The 15,884-nt window shown below is 61.0% G+C and carries 15 protein-coding genes; 6 read left to right on the top strand and 9 right to left on the bottom strand.

Annotated elements, in window-relative coordinates; all coding sequences use genetic code 11:
* Positions 1-4: 4 nt before the first annotated feature.
* Both ACR0JW_RS11745 and cobU read right to left on the bottom strand, forming a co-directional pair.
* Entirely contained in the window at positions 5-583 is a 579-nt protein-coding gene (locus ACR0JW_RS11745; protein ID WP_170825253.1) for a histidine phosphatase family protein, read from the bottom strand.
* Positions 580-1,101, bottom strand: coding sequence for a bifunctional adenosylcobinamide kinase/adenosylcobinamide-phosphate guanylyltransferase (cobU, locus tag ACR0JW_RS11750; protein ID WP_170615708.1), 522 nt, complete (start codon positions 1,099-1,101; stop codon positions 580-582). Before cobU ends, ACR0JW_RS11745 begins: the two co-directional genes overlap by 4 nt.
* A gap of 99 nt (positions 1,102-1,200) precedes the next feature.
* Between cobU and ACR0JW_RS11755 the strand changes: the two genes are divergently transcribed.
* The 5 genes from ACR0JW_RS11755 to ACR0JW_RS11775 all read left to right on the top strand — a co-directional run bounded on the left by ACR0JW_RS11755 (position 1,201) and on the right by ACR0JW_RS11775 (position 5,696).
* Positions 1,201-2,079, top strand: a complete 879-nt coding sequence (locus tag ACR0JW_RS11755) for an RNA polymerase factor sigma-32 (RefSeq protein WP_170615711.1) — start codon at positions 1,201-1,203, stop codon at positions 2,077-2,079.
* Positions 2,076-2,900: a ChaN family lipoprotein gene (locus ACR0JW_RS11760; RefSeq protein ID WP_170681834.1), complete on the top strand. Its 825-nt coding sequence runs from the start codon at positions 2,076-2,078 to the stop codon at positions 2,898-2,900. The genes ACR0JW_RS11755 and ACR0JW_RS11760 overlap by 4 nt, the downstream gene beginning before the upstream one ends.
* A gap of 63 nt (positions 2,901-2,963) precedes the next feature.
* Complete coding sequence (coaBC, locus tag ACR0JW_RS11765; protein ID WP_480713974.1) at positions 2,964-4,160, top strand: bifunctional phosphopantothenoylcysteine decarboxylase/phosphopantothenate--cysteine ligase CoaBC; 1,197 nt, start codon at positions 2,964-2,966, stop codon at positions 4,158-4,160.
* A gap of 37 nt (positions 4,161-4,197) precedes the next feature.
* Positions 4,198-4,653, top strand: a complete 456-nt coding sequence (gene dut / locus ACR0JW_RS11770) for a dUTP diphosphatase (protein WP_170615717.1) — start codon at positions 4,198-4,200, stop codon at positions 4,651-4,653.
* Complete coding sequence (locus ACR0JW_RS11775; protein ID WP_170681832.1) at positions 4,653-5,696, top strand: molybdopterin-synthase adenylyltransferase MoeB; 1,044 nt, start codon at positions 4,653-4,655, stop codon at positions 5,694-5,696. The genes dut and ACR0JW_RS11775 overlap by 1 nt, the downstream gene beginning before the upstream one ends.
* 90 nt (positions 5,697-5,786) lie before the next feature.
* Here ACR0JW_RS11775 and ACR0JW_RS11780 read toward each other — a convergent pair whose 3' ends face one another.
* Positions 5,787-6,998, bottom strand: coding sequence for an aminotransferase class I/II-fold pyridoxal phosphate-dependent enzyme (locus ACR0JW_RS11780; protein WP_170681831.1), 1,212 nt, complete (start codon positions 6,996-6,998; stop codon positions 5,787-5,789).
* 142 nt (positions 6,999-7,140) lie between these two features.
* Here ACR0JW_RS11780 and ACR0JW_RS11785 point away from each other — a divergent pair, with 142 nt between their 5' ends.
* Positions 7,141-9,156: a M3 family metallopeptidase gene (locus tag ACR0JW_RS11785; RefSeq protein ID WP_480713941.1), complete on the top strand. Its 2,016-nt coding sequence runs from the start codon at positions 7,141-7,143 to the stop codon at positions 9,154-9,156.
* A 13-nt stretch (positions 9,157-9,169) separates the two neighbouring features.
* Here the strand turns inward: ACR0JW_RS11785 and ACR0JW_RS11790 are convergent, their stop codons facing one another.
* The 6 genes from ACR0JW_RS11790 to ACR0JW_RS11815 all read right to left on the bottom strand — a co-directional run bounded on the left by ACR0JW_RS11790 (position 9,170) and on the right by ACR0JW_RS11815 (position 15,739).
* Positions 9,170-10,102: a 2-hydroxyacid dehydrogenase gene (locus ACR0JW_RS11790; protein WP_170681829.1), complete on the bottom strand. Its 933-nt coding sequence runs from the start codon at positions 10,100-10,102 to the stop codon at positions 9,170-9,172.
* Positions 10,103-10,117: 15 nt separating this feature from the next.
* Positions 10,118-11,257 (bottom strand): rod shape-determining protein RodA, encoded by a 1,140-nt coding sequence (gene rodA / locus ACR0JW_RS11795; RefSeq protein WP_170615727.1) that lies wholly within the window; start codon positions 11,255-11,257, stop codon positions 10,118-10,120.
* Positions 11,254-13,203: a penicillin-binding protein 2 gene (gene mrdA, locus ACR0JW_RS11800; RefSeq protein ID WP_170681828.1), complete on the bottom strand. Its 1,950-nt coding sequence runs from the start codon at positions 13,201-13,203 to the stop codon at positions 11,254-11,256. The genes rodA and mrdA overlap by 4 nt, the downstream gene beginning before the upstream one ends.
* On the bottom strand, positions 13,200-13,736 hold the full coding sequence (locus ACR0JW_RS11805) for a rod shape-determining protein MreD (protein ID WP_170681827.1): 537 nt from the start codon (positions 13,734-13,736) through the stop codon (positions 13,200-13,202). Before ACR0JW_RS11805 ends, mrdA begins: the two co-directional genes overlap by 4 nt.
* Complete coding sequence (mreC, locus tag ACR0JW_RS11810) at positions 13,729-14,631, bottom strand: rod shape-determining protein MreC (RefSeq protein WP_170681826.1); 903 nt, start codon at positions 14,629-14,631, stop codon at positions 13,729-13,731. Before mreC ends, ACR0JW_RS11805 begins: the two co-directional genes overlap by 8 nt.
* Before the next feature lie 61 nt (positions 14,632-14,692).
* A complete protein-coding gene (locus tag ACR0JW_RS11815) occupies positions 14,693-15,739 on the bottom strand; it encodes a rod shape-determining protein (protein ID WP_039523195.1) in 1,047 nt (348 codons plus the stop codon).
* Positions 15,740-15,884 lie beyond the last annotated feature (145 nt).

Below are 15,884 nucleotides of genomic sequence, written 5' to 3' on the forward strand. Positions count from 1 at the left end.
CTTATCACGGAAGATGATTGATTGGCCCGGCCGACCATGTGCTGCCGTCCCGCGAAATCCGCGTCACCGACAGATTGTCTATCCGGTGTGAAAATGCCTGTTGCGCATCCAGATCAAGCGCGCGTTGCACCTGTGTCAGGATAACGCCGAAATGGGCGACAATGACCAGATCCGCGCCCGTGTACGCTGCGATCAGCCGATCAATGGCCCGGTCCACCCTCAGGCGCACGTCGTTCCAGCTTTCTCCACCGGGCGGGCGTATGTCGCCGGGATTGTCCCAATAGGCAAATGCAAGTTCGGGATCTTCCGCCTCGATCTCGGCAAAGGCGCGCATCTCCCAGCGGCCAAAGTTGATTTCCCGCAAATCACGGTGATGCGGCAACCGTCTCCGCGTGCCCTGAATGGCCGTTGCCGTATCCGCCGCACGGGACAAGTCGGATGACACGATCAGAGCATCTGATGGCAGGTGCTCGTGCAACCGGTCAATTGCGGCCTGATCGCTCAGATCAGCAGGCAGATCCGACCAGCCGACCATGGTTTTGGCATGTGTGGGCCCGTGTCTGACAAGAAACAAACGTGTCATGGCAATTGCCCCTTGAGGACCAGCGGCAATCCGGCTGTCACCTGCACGACCAGCTTGGCCTGCGCGGCCAGCGCAATGTTCAGACGCCCCTGCGCCTCGCGGAACCGGCGGGCCAGCGCGTTTTCGGGCACGATGCCATGACCGACTTCGTTGGACACGACAACCAGCCGGGCCGGGCAATCGCGCAGTGCGTTCAGCAAATCCTCCTGCGCAGATTGCAGATCGGATTCTGCAAGCAAATGGTTGGTCAGCCACATGGTGGCGCAATCGATCAGACAGATCTGATCCGCTGCCAGTTCGGCCAGAACCGGGGCCAGATCCATGGGCGCCTCAATCGTGGTCCAGCCTTCCCCGCGCTGATCCAGATGGCGCTGAACCTTGGCGTGCATCTCGCCATCAAGCACTTGTGAAGTTGCAAGATAAACCCGGCTTTTTGCAGTTGAAACAACCAGTTGTTCCGCAAAGGCAGATTTCCCCGAGGCCGCCCCGCCCAGTACAAAGGTTAAATCGGAGCTCACGATCCCTACCTTTCAAATGATCCATCTGGTCTTTCTGTGCGTATCGACACCAGGTCGGCATGGCAAGCCCGGCCCGCGCCTGTGAAAGGGGAGATTTGCATGGCACTGGATAACGCAAAAGATTTTTCGATGTCCCGGCAGGCAATGAAAGCCGAGCTGCTGGACGCTGAAACCGAACTTCGGCTGGCTTATGCATGGCGGGATGAACGAGATGAGCAGGCGCTGCATCGCCTGATCACCGCCTATATGCGTTTGGCGATTTCAATGGCCGCCAAGTTCAAGCGCTATGGCGCGCCGATGAATGATCTGATTCAGGAGGCCGGGTTGGGCCTGATGAAAGCCGCCGACAAGTTTGATCCGGACCGCGGCGTGCGCTTTTCGACCTATGCGGTTTGGTGGATCAAGGCCAGCGTGCAGGATTACGTGATGCGAAACTGGTCGATGGTGCGGACCGGATCGACCTCTTCGCAGAAATCTCTGTTCTTCAACATGCGGCGGGTTCAGGCCCGGTTGGAACGTGAAGCAGCGACCGAGGGTATGGAACTGGATCGCCATCAGCTTCACCAGATGATCGCGGCCGAAATCGGTGTCCCGCTGCGCGACGTCGAAATGATGGAGGGGCGTCTGTCCGGTTCAGATTTCTCGCTCAATGCGGTGCAGTCAGCCGATGAAGACGGGCGCGAATGGATCGACGCGCTTGAGGACGATCGCGAGCAGGCCGCTGAAACCGTGGAAAGCCGTCATGACACCGAACAGCTGCGTGAATGGTTGCTGAAAGCGATGCAATCGCTGAATGAGCGCGAGCGTTTCATCGTGCGCGAGCGCAAACTGCGTGAACCTTCCCGGACATTGGAAAGCCTCGGGCAGGAACTGGGATTGTCAAAGGAACGGGTGCGTCAGCTTGAAGCCGCCGCCTTTGTGAAAATGCGTAAGAACCTTGAAGGCCAATCGCGCGAGGTGCAACACTTCATCGCATGAAACATTTTGCGATTCTTGTTTGGGCCCTGACCCTTACCTCTGGGTTGGCGCGACCCGGACAGGCCGACGGCCTGATCCCCGATGATGTGGCGGCCGCCATGCAGGCGGCGGATGTGGTCATACTGGGTGAAATTCACGACAACCCGCGCCATCACATGGTTCAGACCCAGGCGCTTGAGGCGGTTTCGCCTTCTGCCGTGGTTTGGGAAATGGTGACGGAAGAGGGTGCCAAACGTCTGGCTCAGACGGCAGCCTCCGACCCCGAGGAATTGTCACGTATTCTGCAATGGGCCGAGTCAGGCTGGCCACCGCTCAGCATGTATTACCCCGTCTTCGAGGCAACGGATGCGCCGATTTACGGGGCGATGGTTCCACGAAAGGCCGCCCGAACTGCCATGGAACGAGGTGCCGCCACGACGTTCGGCGCCGATGCGGCGCGCTACGGTCTGACCGTTCCCCTGTCAGCCGATGATCAGGCCGCGCGCGAGGCCGATCAGCTTGCCGCGCATTGCAATGCGGTACCGACCGAGATGTTGCCCCAGATGGTTGCGATTCAAAGGTTGCGGGACGCAGTTCTGACCCGCGCGATCCTGCGCGCAAAGGATGAAACCGGCGGGCCGGTCGCGGTTATCACGGGCAACGGCCACGCTCGCAAGGATCGCGGTATTCCGACCTTCCTGTCGCGCCTGAGCCCCGGTCTGAAGGTTTATGTTCTGGGCCAGTCCGAAGATGGTGTTGTCGAAGGCACGTTTGACGCTGTAATCGACAGCCCCACTGCCGAGCGAGAAGATCCGTGCGAAGCCTTTGGTGTACAGAATTAACAACTGGAACAACCTGCCTGCGTTGCCTAATGTCGGGACCGACCGGGACGGGAAGGGCATATGATGCTGGCATCCAAACGCATATTGCTGATCATTGGCGGCGGGATTGCGGCTTACAAGTCGCTGGACCTGATCCGGCGGCTGAAAGAACGCGGTGCGGCGGTAACTCCGGTCCTGACGGGCGCGGCAGAAGAATTCGTGACGCCCTTGTCCGTGTCCGCTCTGGCCGGAGAAAAACTCTACCGAGATCTGTTCGATCTGACGGATGAGGCCGAGATGGGCCATATCCAGCTGTCCCGTTCTGCTGACCTGATCGTAGTGGCTCCGGCAACGGCGGATCTGATGGGCAAGATGGCTGCTGGGCTCGCTAATGATCTGGCCTCGACCCTGTTGATGGCAACGGATACGCCCGTGCTGTGCGCACCCGCAATGAATGTGCGTATGTGGGATCATCCCGCGACGCAACGAAACCTAAGGCAATTGCAGGCCGATGGCGTCCGGTTCGTCGGTCCGAACGAAGGCGATATGGCTTGCGGCGAGTTCGGACCGGGCCGCATGTCGGAACCTCTGGAGATCGTGGCCGCGATCGAGGCCGCATTGGGCAATGGCCCCCTGTCCGGAAAGCGTATTCTGGTGACGTCGGGACCGACCCACGAACCCATCGACCCGGTGCGCTATATCGCCAACCGGTCGTCTGGCGCGCAAGGCACGGCCGTGGCCCGCGCGCTGGCATCCCTGGGGGCCGACGTGATCTTTGTAACCGGCCCAGCAGATGTACCTCCGCCCGATGGCGTGCAGGTCATCCCAGTGGAAACCGCGCGCCAGATGTCCGAGGCGGTCGATGCAGCCCTGCCTGTCGATGCCGGCGTGTTTGCCGCAGCCGTGGCTGACTGGCGGGTTGCCAGCGCGTCCGATCGGAAGCTGAAGAAAAGCCGCGACGGCCTGCCCGCGCTGGAGTTTGCCGAAAACCCTGACATCCTGAAACGTGTGTCGCACATGACGGAAGGGCGGCCCAGACTGGTTGTCGGCTTTGCCGCCGAAACCAATGACGTAGTCGAAAATGCGACGGCCAAACGCACGCGCAAAGGATGCGACTGGATCGTCGCGAACGATGTCAGCCCCGCGACGGGCATCATGGGCGGTTCGGAAAACGCCGTGACCCTCATCTCGCAAGATGGGGCCGAAAGTTGGCCTCGCATGGGCAAGGATGAAGTGGCCCGGAAACTGGCCGCCAAAATCGCCGACGCTTTGACAGAATAAGATACCGGCCCCGCGTGGCACGGCAAGAGGTGCAGCAATGGTAGCAATTCGTGTAATCCGTGAAGATGGAGCGGACCCTTCGGTTCCCCTGCCCTCGTATGAAACATCGGGCGCGGCGGGCGCGGACGTGCGGGCCAATCTGCCGGGTGGCGCGCCGATCCGGCTTGAACCGGGTCAGCGGGCACTGGTGCCGACCGGGCTGCGGATCGAAATTCCCAACGGGTATGAGGTGCAGGTGCGCCCCCGTTCCGGGCTTGCGCTGAAACACGGAATTACCTTGCCAAACACGCCCGGCACCATCGACAGCGACTATCGCGGCCCGTTGGGTGTGATCGTTCTGAATGCTGGGCAGGATGTGTTCGAGATCACGCATGGCGAACGCATTGCGCAACTTGTGGTGGCCCCGGTTGTGCAGGCCGTGTTCGAGGCCGCGGTTGCCCTGTCCGACACCGAACGCGGGGCAAGTGGCTTCGGTTCGACCGGGCGCGGCTGATGATACTGGTTCTGGGGCTTGCCGCCGGGCTTTGGGGCATCGGGTATTTTGCCGGAGTTTCACGCGGGGCGCGGAATGTATCCGTTGCCGTATTGTTGGCCGGGGTCATCATTGCCCAACTGGTGCTGCCGGATGGAAACCCGCTAAGGCAGGCGACCGGCGGATCGGCGGCCGTCTGGCTGATCCTGGGTGGCGCGGCCGGTCTTGCTCTGATTTATGGCAGGTTGTTGAGGATGCTGCGCGCTCGCGCAGTGCCTGCCAAGGAGCCTGCTATGCCATCTGATCAATTCAGCGAAACCGAACTTGACCGCTACGCCCGACACATCGTTCTGCGCGAACTGGGCGGACCCGGGCAGAAACGGCTGAAAAAGGCGCGGGTTCTGGTCATTGGTGCCGGCGGGCTTGGCGCCCCGGCCCTGCAATATCTGGCAGCGGCAGGTGTCGGCACAATCGGCGTGATCGACGATGATGAGGTCGAAAACGCCAACCTGCAGCGGCAGGTGATCCATCGGGACGCGGATATCGGCATGCCCAAAGTGTTTTCCGCCCAACAGGCAATGGAGGCGCAGAACCCGAATGTGGTGGTCCTGCCCTATCATCGCCGCCTGACAAACGACATCGCCGAAGAACTGTTTCGTGACTTTGACCTGATCCTGGACGGTACCGACAATTTCGACACTCGCTATCTGGCCAACCGAACGGCAGTCGCGCTTGGCAAGCCGCTGATCTCAGGCGCGCTGTCGCAATGGGAGGGGCAACTGAGCGTCTTTGATCCGGCCACGGATGGCCCCTGCTATCAATGCATTTTCCCCGAAGCCCCCGCCCCCGGGCTGGCTCCTTCCTGTGCCGAAGCGGGCGTGGTTGGACCCCTACCCGGTGTGGTCGGATCCATGATGGCGGTGGAAGCCATCAAGGTCATCACCGGCGCGGGGCAGGCTTTGCGCGGCGAAATGCTGATCTATGACGCGCTGTACGGCGAAAGCCGCAAGATCACCCTGTCCAAACGCGACGATTGCCCGATCTGCGCAAGCACCCGGAATTGACACTGTCCACCGCGCGCCAGCGGCGCGCGGCCCGGCCCAACCCCGCCCGGGCACATCTTTGATGTGTCCTGCGGGGGCGGGAGCGTGGCGCTAACCCAATGCGCGATCCAGATCGGCGATCAGGTCTTCGGCGTCTTCCAGCCCGACAGACAGGCGGAAAATCCCGTCGCCGGCATAGGCGCGGTAGTCCTCAAGCTGCGCGCCACTCAGCCGGAAGGACGTCTCCATCAGGCCATCGGTTCCCATCCAGAATATCAGGCTGCGATGATGCCCCAGCGACACCGCGTAGTGAATCACCTCAAGCCGCTCGATCATCTGCTGTGCGATACGTTCACCATCAGCGGCGCGGCCGACCTGAAATGCGATCATGCCGGATTTGTTCGACATCTGCCGTGCCGCCAGATCCGCCTGCGGATGCGAGCCCAGACCCGGATAGATGACTTTCGTGACACGTGGGTCGCCTTCCAGCCATTGCGCTACTGCCATTGCGCCAGCCTCATGCGCTTTCATCCGCAACGGTAGGGTCGAAGCCCCGCGCGCGATCAGCCAGGCGTTGAAGGGGGACAAAACGCCTCCATGGTGAATACCCGCCTCGATCCGCATTTTCGCGATCAGCTCGGCGGACCCGGCAACGGCGCCGCCAATCGCATCACCATGGCCGCCGATATATTTGGTAATCGAATGTATCGTCAGATCAACGCCAAGACCCACCGTGTCCATGCCCAAAGGCGATGCAAAGGTCGCATCACAGCTGAGCAACGCCCCGGCGTCACGCGCCAGTTTCGAGACGGCGGCCAGATCGGTCAGGCGACCGATCGGGTTCACCGGCGTTTCCGTGTGGATCAGGCGGGTGTTGGGGCGAATTGCGGCCGCCACCGAGGCCGGATCGGACATGTTGACCGCCGAGACTTCGATCCCCATACGCGGCAAAGTCTCGCGGGCCAGTTCCGCGACCCCTGCATAAGAAACATCCGACACGATCAGATGATCTCCGGCGGACAGAACGGTGAAAAAGATCGCTGACGCAGAAGCCATCCCGGACGCGCTTGCCAGACAGGCTTCAGTCCCCTGCAACGCGGCAATCTTGGCCTCCAGACCCGCGACCGTCGGGTTCGCCCAGCGCGAATAGACAAACGGGCTGTCCGGCGTCAGGTCATGGGCCGAAAAACCCGCCAGATCCTCGGTCACATAGGTCGAGCTCATGTGGATCGGCGGAGCAGACGCGTTGGTCGAGGCATCCGGCGGATCGCCTGCGTGGATGGCCCTGGTCATGATCCCGGCGGGACGGTTCGGCTTGGTCATATCCTGTCTCCCTTTGCCGACGACCCTGCGTGCGCCACGCTGCCGATGCAAGCCGGATTGCGACTTTTTCAGGCGACTTGCGCGCCCGCCCTCTGGACCATCACAGGCAGGCTGCCTACCTTGTCGGACAAAGGAGATCTGAATGACCAACCCGATCCTGTCCGACTGGAACACCCCCTTTGCAATCGCCCCATTTGCCGAGATTTCGGACGATGATTTTGCCCCGGCGCTGGATCGGGCATTGGACGCGCACACCGCCCAGATCGATACCATCGCGACAAATCCGGACGCCCCGACATTCGCCAATACAATCGAGGCACTCGAAGCCGCCGGGGAACAGCTGGACAAGGTTCTGGCGGTCTTTTTTACCGTCGCAGGTGCGGACAGCAACCCGGCGCGCGAAGCCCTGCAGCGCGATTTCTCACCCAAACTGGCGGCCCATTTTTCCGCGATCTCATCCAACAAACCTCTGTTTCAGCGGGTTGCCGATCTTTGGGCGCGGCACGGTGAATTGGGCCTGACCGACGAACAGGCGCGTGTCCTGATGCTGACCCATCGCGGTTTTGTGCGCGCGGGTGCGGCGTTGCAGGGTGATGACGATACCCGCATGCAGGAAATCAAATCCCGCCTGGCCACGTTGGGCACATCCTTCACCCAGAACCTGCTGGCGGATGAAAGAGACTGGTTCATGGAGTTGACCGAGGGTGATCTGGCCGGTCTGCCCGGTTTTGTTACCGATGCCGCCCGTGCGGCCGGCAAGGAGAAAGGGCTGGATGGCCCGGTTGTGACCCTGTCACGGTCCTTGATCGTGCCGTTTCTGCAGTTCTCGCCCCGCCGCGATGTGCGCGAACAGGCGTATCTCGCGTGGGCGGCGCGTGGTGCAAAAGGCGGGGAAACCGACAATCGCGAGATTGCCGCTGAAATCCTGTTATTGCGCGAAGAACGCGCTACGCTGCTGGGTTATGGCAGCTTTGCCGATTACAAACTGGAAACGGAAATGGCCCGGACGCCGGATCGAGTGCGGGACCTGCTGATGCAGGTTTGGAAGCCTGCAAAGGCGCGCGCAGATGCCGATGCCGAAACCCTGACGCAAATGATGCAGGAGGACGGGGTCAACGGGCCGCTGGAAGCGTGGGACTGGCGGTATTATGCGGAAAAACGGCGCAAGGCCGAGCATGATCTGGATGAGGCCGCGCTCAAGCCGTATCTGCAGTTGGAACGTATGATCGAGGCGTCCTTTGCCTGCGCCAATCGGCTGTTCGGGCTGGAATTCAAGCCGCTGGATGTCCCGCTCTATCACCCCGATTGCCGCGCGTGGGAGGTGACGCGCGATGGCAAGCATATCGCGGTGTTCATCGGGGACTACTTCGCGCGCGGTTCCAAACGGTCCGGTGCCTGGTGCAGCGCAATGCGCGCGCAGGCGAAATTCCCCAAGGAACAGGCGCCAGTTGTCATTAATGTCTGCAACTTCGCCAAAGGCGACCCGGCGCTGCTGTCCTACGACGACGCGCGCACCCTGTTTCACGAATTTGGCCATGCCCTTCATCAGATGCTGTCGAATGTGACCTATGAAAGCATCTCGGGCACAAGCGTTGCGCGGGACTTTGTGGAACTGCCCAGCCAGCTTTACGAACACTGGCTGGAAGTGCCCGAGGTACTGGCAGAATACGCAACGCATGCAGAAACCTGCGAACCGATGCCAAAGGACATGTTGGAGAAGGTACTGAAAGCGGCCAATTTCGATCAGGGCTTTCAGACCGTGGAATATGTCGCCTCGGCTCTGGTCGATCTGGCATTCCACGACGGCGCGGCCCCAGCCGACCCGATGGCGAAACAGGCCGAAGTTCTGGCCGAAATCGGAATGCCGCGAGCCATCGGAATGCGCCACGCCACTCCGCATTTCGCGCATGTCTTTTCCGGGGACGGATACAGTTCCGGCTACTACAGCTACATGTGGTCCGAAGTTATGGATGCCGACGCTTTTGCGGCATTTGAGGAGGCGGGCAGCGCCTTCGATCCTGATCGCGCCCAGGCGCTTGAGGACAACATCCTGTCCACCGGAGGCTCACGCGAGGCCGAAGACCTGTATCTCGCCTTCCGTGGCCGTCTGCCGGGTGTCGAGGCACTGCTGAAAGGGCGGGGCCTGATCGCCGCCTGAACTGGATGGGTCGTCAGTACCCCAACTGGCGATCCACCAGATGCAGGAAGGGCTCGCCCGCCTCACCGCGCCGGATGTTTTCGCAGATAACCTGCGCGGCAGTGATCTCGCGGGTTTCGGACGCGATATGAGGTGTCACAGTCACGTTGGGATGTGCCCAGTACGGATGCTCGGGCGGCAGTGGTTCGGTCCGAAACACGTCCAGCGTGGCATGACCCACTTGCCCTGAATTCAACGCATCCAGCAGGGCATCATCGTCGATCAACGGCCCGCGACCCGGGTTGAGGATCCGTGCACCTTTGGGCAACAGGGCCAGCGTTTCCGCGTCCAGCGTGTTTTCCGTCGCTGCCGTATCGGGCAGCAGCAGAACCACGATTTCTGCCTGTGACAGCGCCGTTTCCAACCCCTTCTGCCCATGCAGACAGGTCACGCCGTCGATGTCCTTGGGCGTGCGGCTCCAACCGGTAACATTGAAATTCAGCGCGGCCAGTGCCTTGGCGCAGGCCAGCCCCAAAGCGCCCAGACCCAGCACCGTTACGTGTCGTTGCTGCGCGAGCGGCGGTGCTTCGGGCGTCCAGACGCCGTCCTGAACGGTGATGTGACGATCCATCCCCAAATGGTAGCGCAGCACATGCCCGACGACCCATTCTGTCATGCCTTGTGTCAGCCCGTGATCGACCATCCGGGCCAGCGGCACAGTCAGGGTTTCATTGTCCGCGATACTTTCAATTCCGGCCCACAGGCTAAGTACAGCCTTAAGCCGACTGAAGGGCCCGAAATCCCGCAATCCGCCCGTCGGTCCGTAAACCACGTAGTCGACCTGTTCCGGTGAAATCTCTGGCGACAACTCAAACTCCAGCCCGGCTTCGGACAGGCCCTGGCGCAGCAACGGCTCATAAACCGGCCAAAGCCCGGGACGTGCGGAAAACAGGACATTCACTGTCATGGATTGCCTTTCAGATTAACGAGGACGATGGATATGCGCGCTTTGAACGATGCCGAACGCGGCCATCAAAACCAGCATGGCCGAGCCGCCATAGCTGACCATGGGCAGCGGAACGCCGACAACCGGGGCAAGACCCATGACCATGGACATGTTGACGGCAAAGAACAGGAAGAAGTTCAGTGCAATGCCCAAAGTCACAAGCGATGAGAAACGGTCTTTGGTCGTCAGCGCGGTAACCATGCAGAAAATCAGGATCAGAGCATACAGGATCAACAGCGTGATGCCGCCGACGAACCCGAACTCTTCGGCCAGTGTGGTAAAGATGAAATCGGTATGTTTCTCGGGTAGGAAGTTCAACCGCGACTGAGTGCCCTGCATAAACCCGCGTCCGTTCCAGCCCCCGGATCCCAGGGCAATCTTGGACTGTGTAATGTGGTAACCCGCGCCAAGCGGATCGGTGGAAGGATCGAGAAACGTATCGATGCGCCTGAACTGGTAGTCCTTGAGCAATTGCCAGTCTGTCCCACGGCTGTTGAACACTGTGGCGATCAGCCCGACACCTGCTGCTATTACGGCGGCGAAATAGGCCCAGTGGACACCAGCCAGAAACATCAGGCCACCGCCAGCGGCCAGCAACAGGATCGACGTACCCAGGTCAGGCTGTTTGAGCACCATGAAGGTTGGGATCAGGATCAGGGCAACAGGGATAAGCACCCAAAGCGGGCGCGAGGTCTTGTGAGACGGCAACCAGTCGTAATAGGCGGCCAGCACCATGACCAGGGCAACCTTCATGACCTCGGACGGTTGAAGCCGCATGAACCCAAGGTCGATCCAGCGCTGCGCGCCCATGCCGACCGTGCCGAAAAGCTCGACAAAGATCAGCAGAACGATCGAGCCGAGATAGGCCAGAACCGACATGTTGCGCCAGAACCAGATCGGAACAAGCGCCACAATGAACATGGCCGCCAGACCCATCCCGAACCGCTCCATCTGCGGTTCGGCCCACGGGGTCCACGAACCGCCCGCCACCGAATACAGCATCAGGAACCCGGCACTGGCCGTGCTGATCAACAGCAGGGTCAGCGGCCAGTTCATATACAGAAACTTGCGAAACCCCGACGGCGTGGATTTGACGGCATATTCAAGATAGCTCATGCGCGGTCCTTTTCATCCGGACGCGCTTTGGGGCGGCGGTCGCCCTCCAGCCTTTTTTGCTGTTCCTTGATGCGCTCGCGGTCGGCAACCGGATACGCCTCAAGCGGGGGCGTACCGTTGTAGAGCGCCTGAAGCATGATGTCCCGCGCGACAGGGGCGGCCGCCTTGGACCCGCCGCCGCCATGTTCAACGACGACGGCTATGGCGTATTTCGGATTATCGTACGGGGCAAAGCTGACAAACAGCGCGTGGTCCCGCCGTTCCCAAGGCAGATCTTCATTTCGGATCACACCAGCAGCGCGTTCAGCCTTGGTAATGTTGCGGACCTGACTGGTTCCCGTCTTACCCGCCATGCGAAACTCATCTGCGATGATACGGCTGCGGTAGGCCGTTCCGCGCCGGTCATTGGAGACCGAGAACATCGCTTTGCGCACCTGTGACAGGTTCCGCTGATTGACCTCCAGTGGCTCACCTGCGCCCGAGGGCTGTTCGACCCCGTTGACCGACCGGACCAGGCGCGGCGTCACGGCGCGGCCTGTGGCGATCCGCGCGGTCATGACGGCAAGCTGCATGGGCGAGGCCAGCATGAAGCCCTGACCGATCGAGGCGTTCGCGGTGTCCCCGACCAGCCATTCCTGCCCGTGGACCCGCTGTTTCCATTCCTGATTTGGCGCCAGCCCCCCTGCCACGGCCGACATCGGAATATCGTGCTTGATGCCCAGCCCGAAGGTTCGGGCCATGTCGGATATCCTGTCGATGCCCACGCGCAGGGCAACATCATAATAGTAGACGTCGCAACTGCGTTTGAGAGAGGTTTCCAGATCGACCGTACCGTGCCCGCCGCGCTTCCAGCAATGGAACCTGCGGCTGCCGACTTTCAGATGACCGGGGCAATATACCGTGTTGCCGGGTCCGATCACACCGGCCTCAAGCGCAGCCATGGCCGTGATCATTTTGAACGTCGACCCCGGTGGATAGGTACCCTGTACCGTCTTGTTGGCCAGCGGGCGATATTTGTCCTGTGTCAGCGACCTGTAATCGGCGACCGAGATACCGCGTACAAACAGGTTGGGATCAAAGCTGGGGGCCGAGGCAATCGCACGCAGATCGCCGGTTTCGCAGTCAATCACAACGGCCGCCGCGCTTTCCCCGGCCAATCTGGCCTGTGCGTATTGCTGCAGATCGGCGTCGATCGACAATTGCAGGTCGGCCCCGGCTTCACCCTCCTGGCGGTCCAGTTCCCGCATCACGCGACCGGTCGCGTTGACCTCGACCCGCTTGGCCCCGGCCTTGCCGCGCAGAGTGGCCTCCTGCTTGGCCTCCAGCCCGACCTTGCCGATCTGGAACCGTGGAATGCGCAAAACCGGCTCGGGGTCTTCCATTTGGCTCAGGTCGTAGTCGCTGACCGGGCCGACATAACCGACGATATGGGCGAAATCCTCATACCTGGGATATTGGCGGGTTAGACCGACTTCGGGCGTCACGCCAGGCAAGGCCGGCGCGTTCACCGCCACTTTCGAGATGTCCTCCCACGTGACCTGATCTGCCAACGTGACCGGCAGGAAGGGTGCGGACCGGCGCATTTCCGTCCGGGCACGCTCGATCTCATCCTCGTTCAGGGGGATCAGTTCCGAAAGCTTGGCAATGACCGTGTCGATATCACCCGCGTCTTCGCGCACGATCACGATCCGGTAGGACGGCGAGTTCTGGCCAATGACCTGCCCGTTCCGGTCATAGATGCGCCCGCGTGTCGGCGGGATCAGGCGGATGTTGATCCGGTTTTCCTCGGCCAGCAGCCGGTACTGATCGGCCTGATCAACCTGCATAAACCGCATCCGCGCAGCCAGACCACCGATAAAGACCGCCTGCAAACCACCCAGAACCAACGCCCGGCGCGGCAGACGTTTGTAGGCAAGACCCTGGGATTTGGTGCGTTTCTGCTTCATGCCCGCGCCCCGACAATACCGGCATCCGCAGCTGAAATACGGCGGACGCCCATACCATTCTGACTGATCAGTACAATCAAGGGATAGATGGCGATGGTCAAAATCAGTTGAACAACTGTCGGCCAAAAGGCGGCCTGCTGGACCGACAGAACCGACAGAATGAAACGGTTGAGCACAAAGATACCGGTCATCACCGCCGCGACCGAGCTCCATTCGCCAAAAAATCCGATGTCCCGCATTCCCGGCGCTGCCGAGCGCAAATAGTTTGTTGCCACAACGACCAGTGCCGCCAGCAACCCCGGCGGCCGTTGCAGAAGCAGGTCGGCCATCAGCATGACAACGGCCACAATTGCGATGGGCGTGTATTCGGGGCGCCGCAGCACCCAGGCGAATGTGAGAGCGATCAGAACATCCGGAAACGGCCAGCGGTCCGGCTGCGTGTTCAGCGGCAACAGATGCAGAAACAGCACTAGAACCACCAGAAAAACATAGAGGCAGCGCATGGCCCAGAGATGGGAAACCGCCTTATCCATCTGCGGCCTCATCCGGGGTCAGGGATGCTTCGGGTCGCAGCGGACCAACGATATCCCCGGAATCGCGAATGGCAGGCGCCGACTGGTAACGCAGCACGCGCAGAAACTCGAGCCGCTCGAAATCGGCGGACAGACGCACGCGCAACCTGCCACCCGGATCGGCGGTGATCTGACCGATCAGCAATCCTGCCGGGAAAACGCCACCGTCGCCCGACGTAATGACCCGGTCGCCGGGTCGGACGAGTTCACGGTTTTCCAGAAACTCGACCAATGGCACCGCTGTATTGTCCCCCTTGATCAAAGCGGTCTGCCCGGACGGCTGGATGGTGGCAGGGATAGCGCTCGAGGCGTCCGTCATCAGGATGACACGCGCCGTGTCGGCGCCGACGCCGGAGATACGCCCAACCAGCCCGATCCCGTCCATGGCGGCCCAGCCATCGACTATACCGTCCCGTCGTCCCACGTTCAGAAGGACAGACTGCCGGAAGGGGGAACCGCTGTCGGCCATGACAACACCGGTGATATAGGTCAAGCGCGGATCCAGCCGGACGTTGTTCAGGTCCAGCAATCGGGCGTTTTCCTGTTCCAGTTGCAGCGCCGCCTCTTTCCAGGCGCGCATCCGGCGCAGTTCACTGCGCAATTCCCGGTTCTGTTCGCTCAATCGTTGATAGCTCTGGAAATCGCGGACCAGGTTGACCGTGGCCGTGACCGGCACCATGGCCCATTCCATCGAGGGCACCACGGCATCCACGACCTGAGCGCGAAACCTCTCGACCCGTGGGCTGTCAATGCGCCAGACCAGAAAGATACCCAGCAGGCACAAAACAACGATCCCCAACAACAAGCGGCGTAAGGGGGTGGTGTATTCGTCGCGCTGTGATCGGTCCTTTGCCACAGGACTCCTTCCCGTGCTGCTCGCGCCCGATTGTTAACCCTGAATTGGAAGGGTGCGCGCCTTAGCTTTCGTAGTCAATCGCGTGGCGCAGTTGTTTTTCGTATTCCAGCGCCTTGCCGGTTCCCAACGCTACACAATTCAGGCTTTCATCGGCAATCGACACGGCCAGACCGGTCTGTTCGCGCAGCGCCAGGTCCAAATCACCCAACAGAGCGCCACCGCCGGTCAGCATGACGCCCCGGTCCACAATGTCCGCTGCCAGATCGGGCGGCGTGGTTTCCAGCGCGGTCATCACCGCCTCGCAGATCTGCTGGACAGGTTCGGACAGCGCCTCGGCCACCTGAGCCTGACTGATCTCGATTTCCTTTGGCACACCGTTCAGCAGGTCGCGACCACGGATGTGCATCGACTGGCCACGGCCATCATCGGGCATCCGGGCGGTGCCGATGGTGGTTTTGATACGTTCAGCGGTGGATTCGCCAACCAGCAGGTTCTGCTGACGGCGCAAGTACGAGATGATGGCCTCGTCCATCCGGTCCCCACCGACACGAACCGAGCGGGCATAAACGATGTCGCCCAGCGACAGAACCGCAACTTCGGTTGTACCGCCGCCGATATCGACAACCATGTTTCCGGTCGGATCGGTGATCGGCATTCCCGCGCCAATGGCGGCCGCAATGGGTTCAGCAATCAGACCCGCGCGACGGGCCCCTGCGGACAGAACCGACTGTCGGATTGCGCGCTTTTCGACCGGAGTCGCACCATGCGGAACACAAACGATGATTTTCGGTTTCGAGAAGGTCGAGCGTTTGTGCACCTTGCGGATGAAATGCTTGATCATTTCCTCGGCGGTGTCGAAGTCGGCAATGACCCCTTCACGCATCGGGCGGATTGCCTCGATGGAACCGGGGGTCCGGCCCAGCATGAGCTTGGCGTCTTCGCCCACAGCCAGCACTTTCTTCACGCCATCCTTGACGTGATAGGCGACCACAGAGGGTTCGGACAGAATGACGCCTCGCCCTTTGACATAAACCAGCGTGTTCGCCGTCCCAAGGTCAATGGCCATGTCCGCTGTGAACAGGCCGCCCAGATTGCCAAAGATCCCCATGTTTCCCCTGATCCTGTCTGTCAGAATTTTCTACTGCCCGCGACTCGACGGTTCCGGGACGGATGACTTATAGGGTGCCAACACGCCCGATTAAAGGCCTGATTCCGTGACAATCAGCGCCTTTTCGCCTCATTGATAGGGACTT

It is taken from the genome of Ruegeria sp. BG6, from assembly GCF_056538465.1.

Bases quoted from the DNA above. Each gene is read 5' to 3' on its own strand.
- coaBC (WP_480713974.1), top strand. From the start codon at position 2,964: ATGCTGGCATCCAAACGCATATTGCTGATCATTGGCGGCGGGATTGCG.
- ACR0JW_RS11745 (WP_170825253.1), bottom strand. From the start codon at position 583: ATGACACGTTTGTTTCTTGTCAGACACGGGCCCACACATGCCAAAACC.
- ACR0JW_RS11780 (WP_170681831.1), bottom strand. From the start codon at position 6,998: ATGACCAAGCCGAACCGTCCCGCCGGGATCATGACCAGGGCCATCCAC.
- ACR0JW_RS11755 (WP_170615711.1), top strand. From the start codon at position 1,201: ATGGCACTGGATAACGCAAAAGATTTTTCGATGTCCCGGCAGGCAATG.
- ACR0JW_RS11785 (WP_480713941.1), top strand. From the start codon at position 7,141: ATGACCAACCCGATCCTGTCCGACTGGAACACCCCCTTTGCAATCGCC.
- ACR0JW_RS11775 (WP_170681832.1), top strand. From the start codon at position 4,653: ATGATACTGGTTCTGGGGCTTGCCGCCGGGCTTTGGGGCATCGGGTAT.
- dut (WP_170615717.1), top strand. From the start codon at position 4,198: ATGGTAGCAATTCGTGTAATCCGTGAAGATGGAGCGGACCCTTCGGTT.
- ACR0JW_RS11815 (WP_039523195.1), bottom strand. From the start codon at position 15,739: ATGGGGATCTTTGGCAATCTGGGCGGCCTGTTCACAGCGGACATGGCC.
- mrdA (WP_170681828.1), bottom strand. From the start codon at position 13,203: ATGAAGCAGAAACGCACCAAATCCCAGGGTCTTGCCTACAAACGTCTG.
- ACR0JW_RS11760 (WP_170681834.1), top strand. From the start codon at position 2,076: ATGAAACATTTTGCGATTCTTGTTTGGGCCCTGACCCTTACCTCTGGG.
- ACR0JW_RS11805 (WP_170681827.1), bottom strand. From the start codon at position 13,736: ATGGATAAGGCGGTTTCCCATCTCTGGGCCATGCGCTGCCTCTATGTT.
- rodA (WP_170615727.1), bottom strand. From the start codon at position 11,257: ATGAGCTATCTTGAATATGCCGTCAAATCCACGCCGTCGGGGTTTCGC.
- ACR0JW_RS11790 (WP_170681829.1), bottom strand. From the start codon at position 10,102: ATGACAGTGAATGTCCTGTTTTCCGCACGTCCCGGGCTTTGGCCGGTT.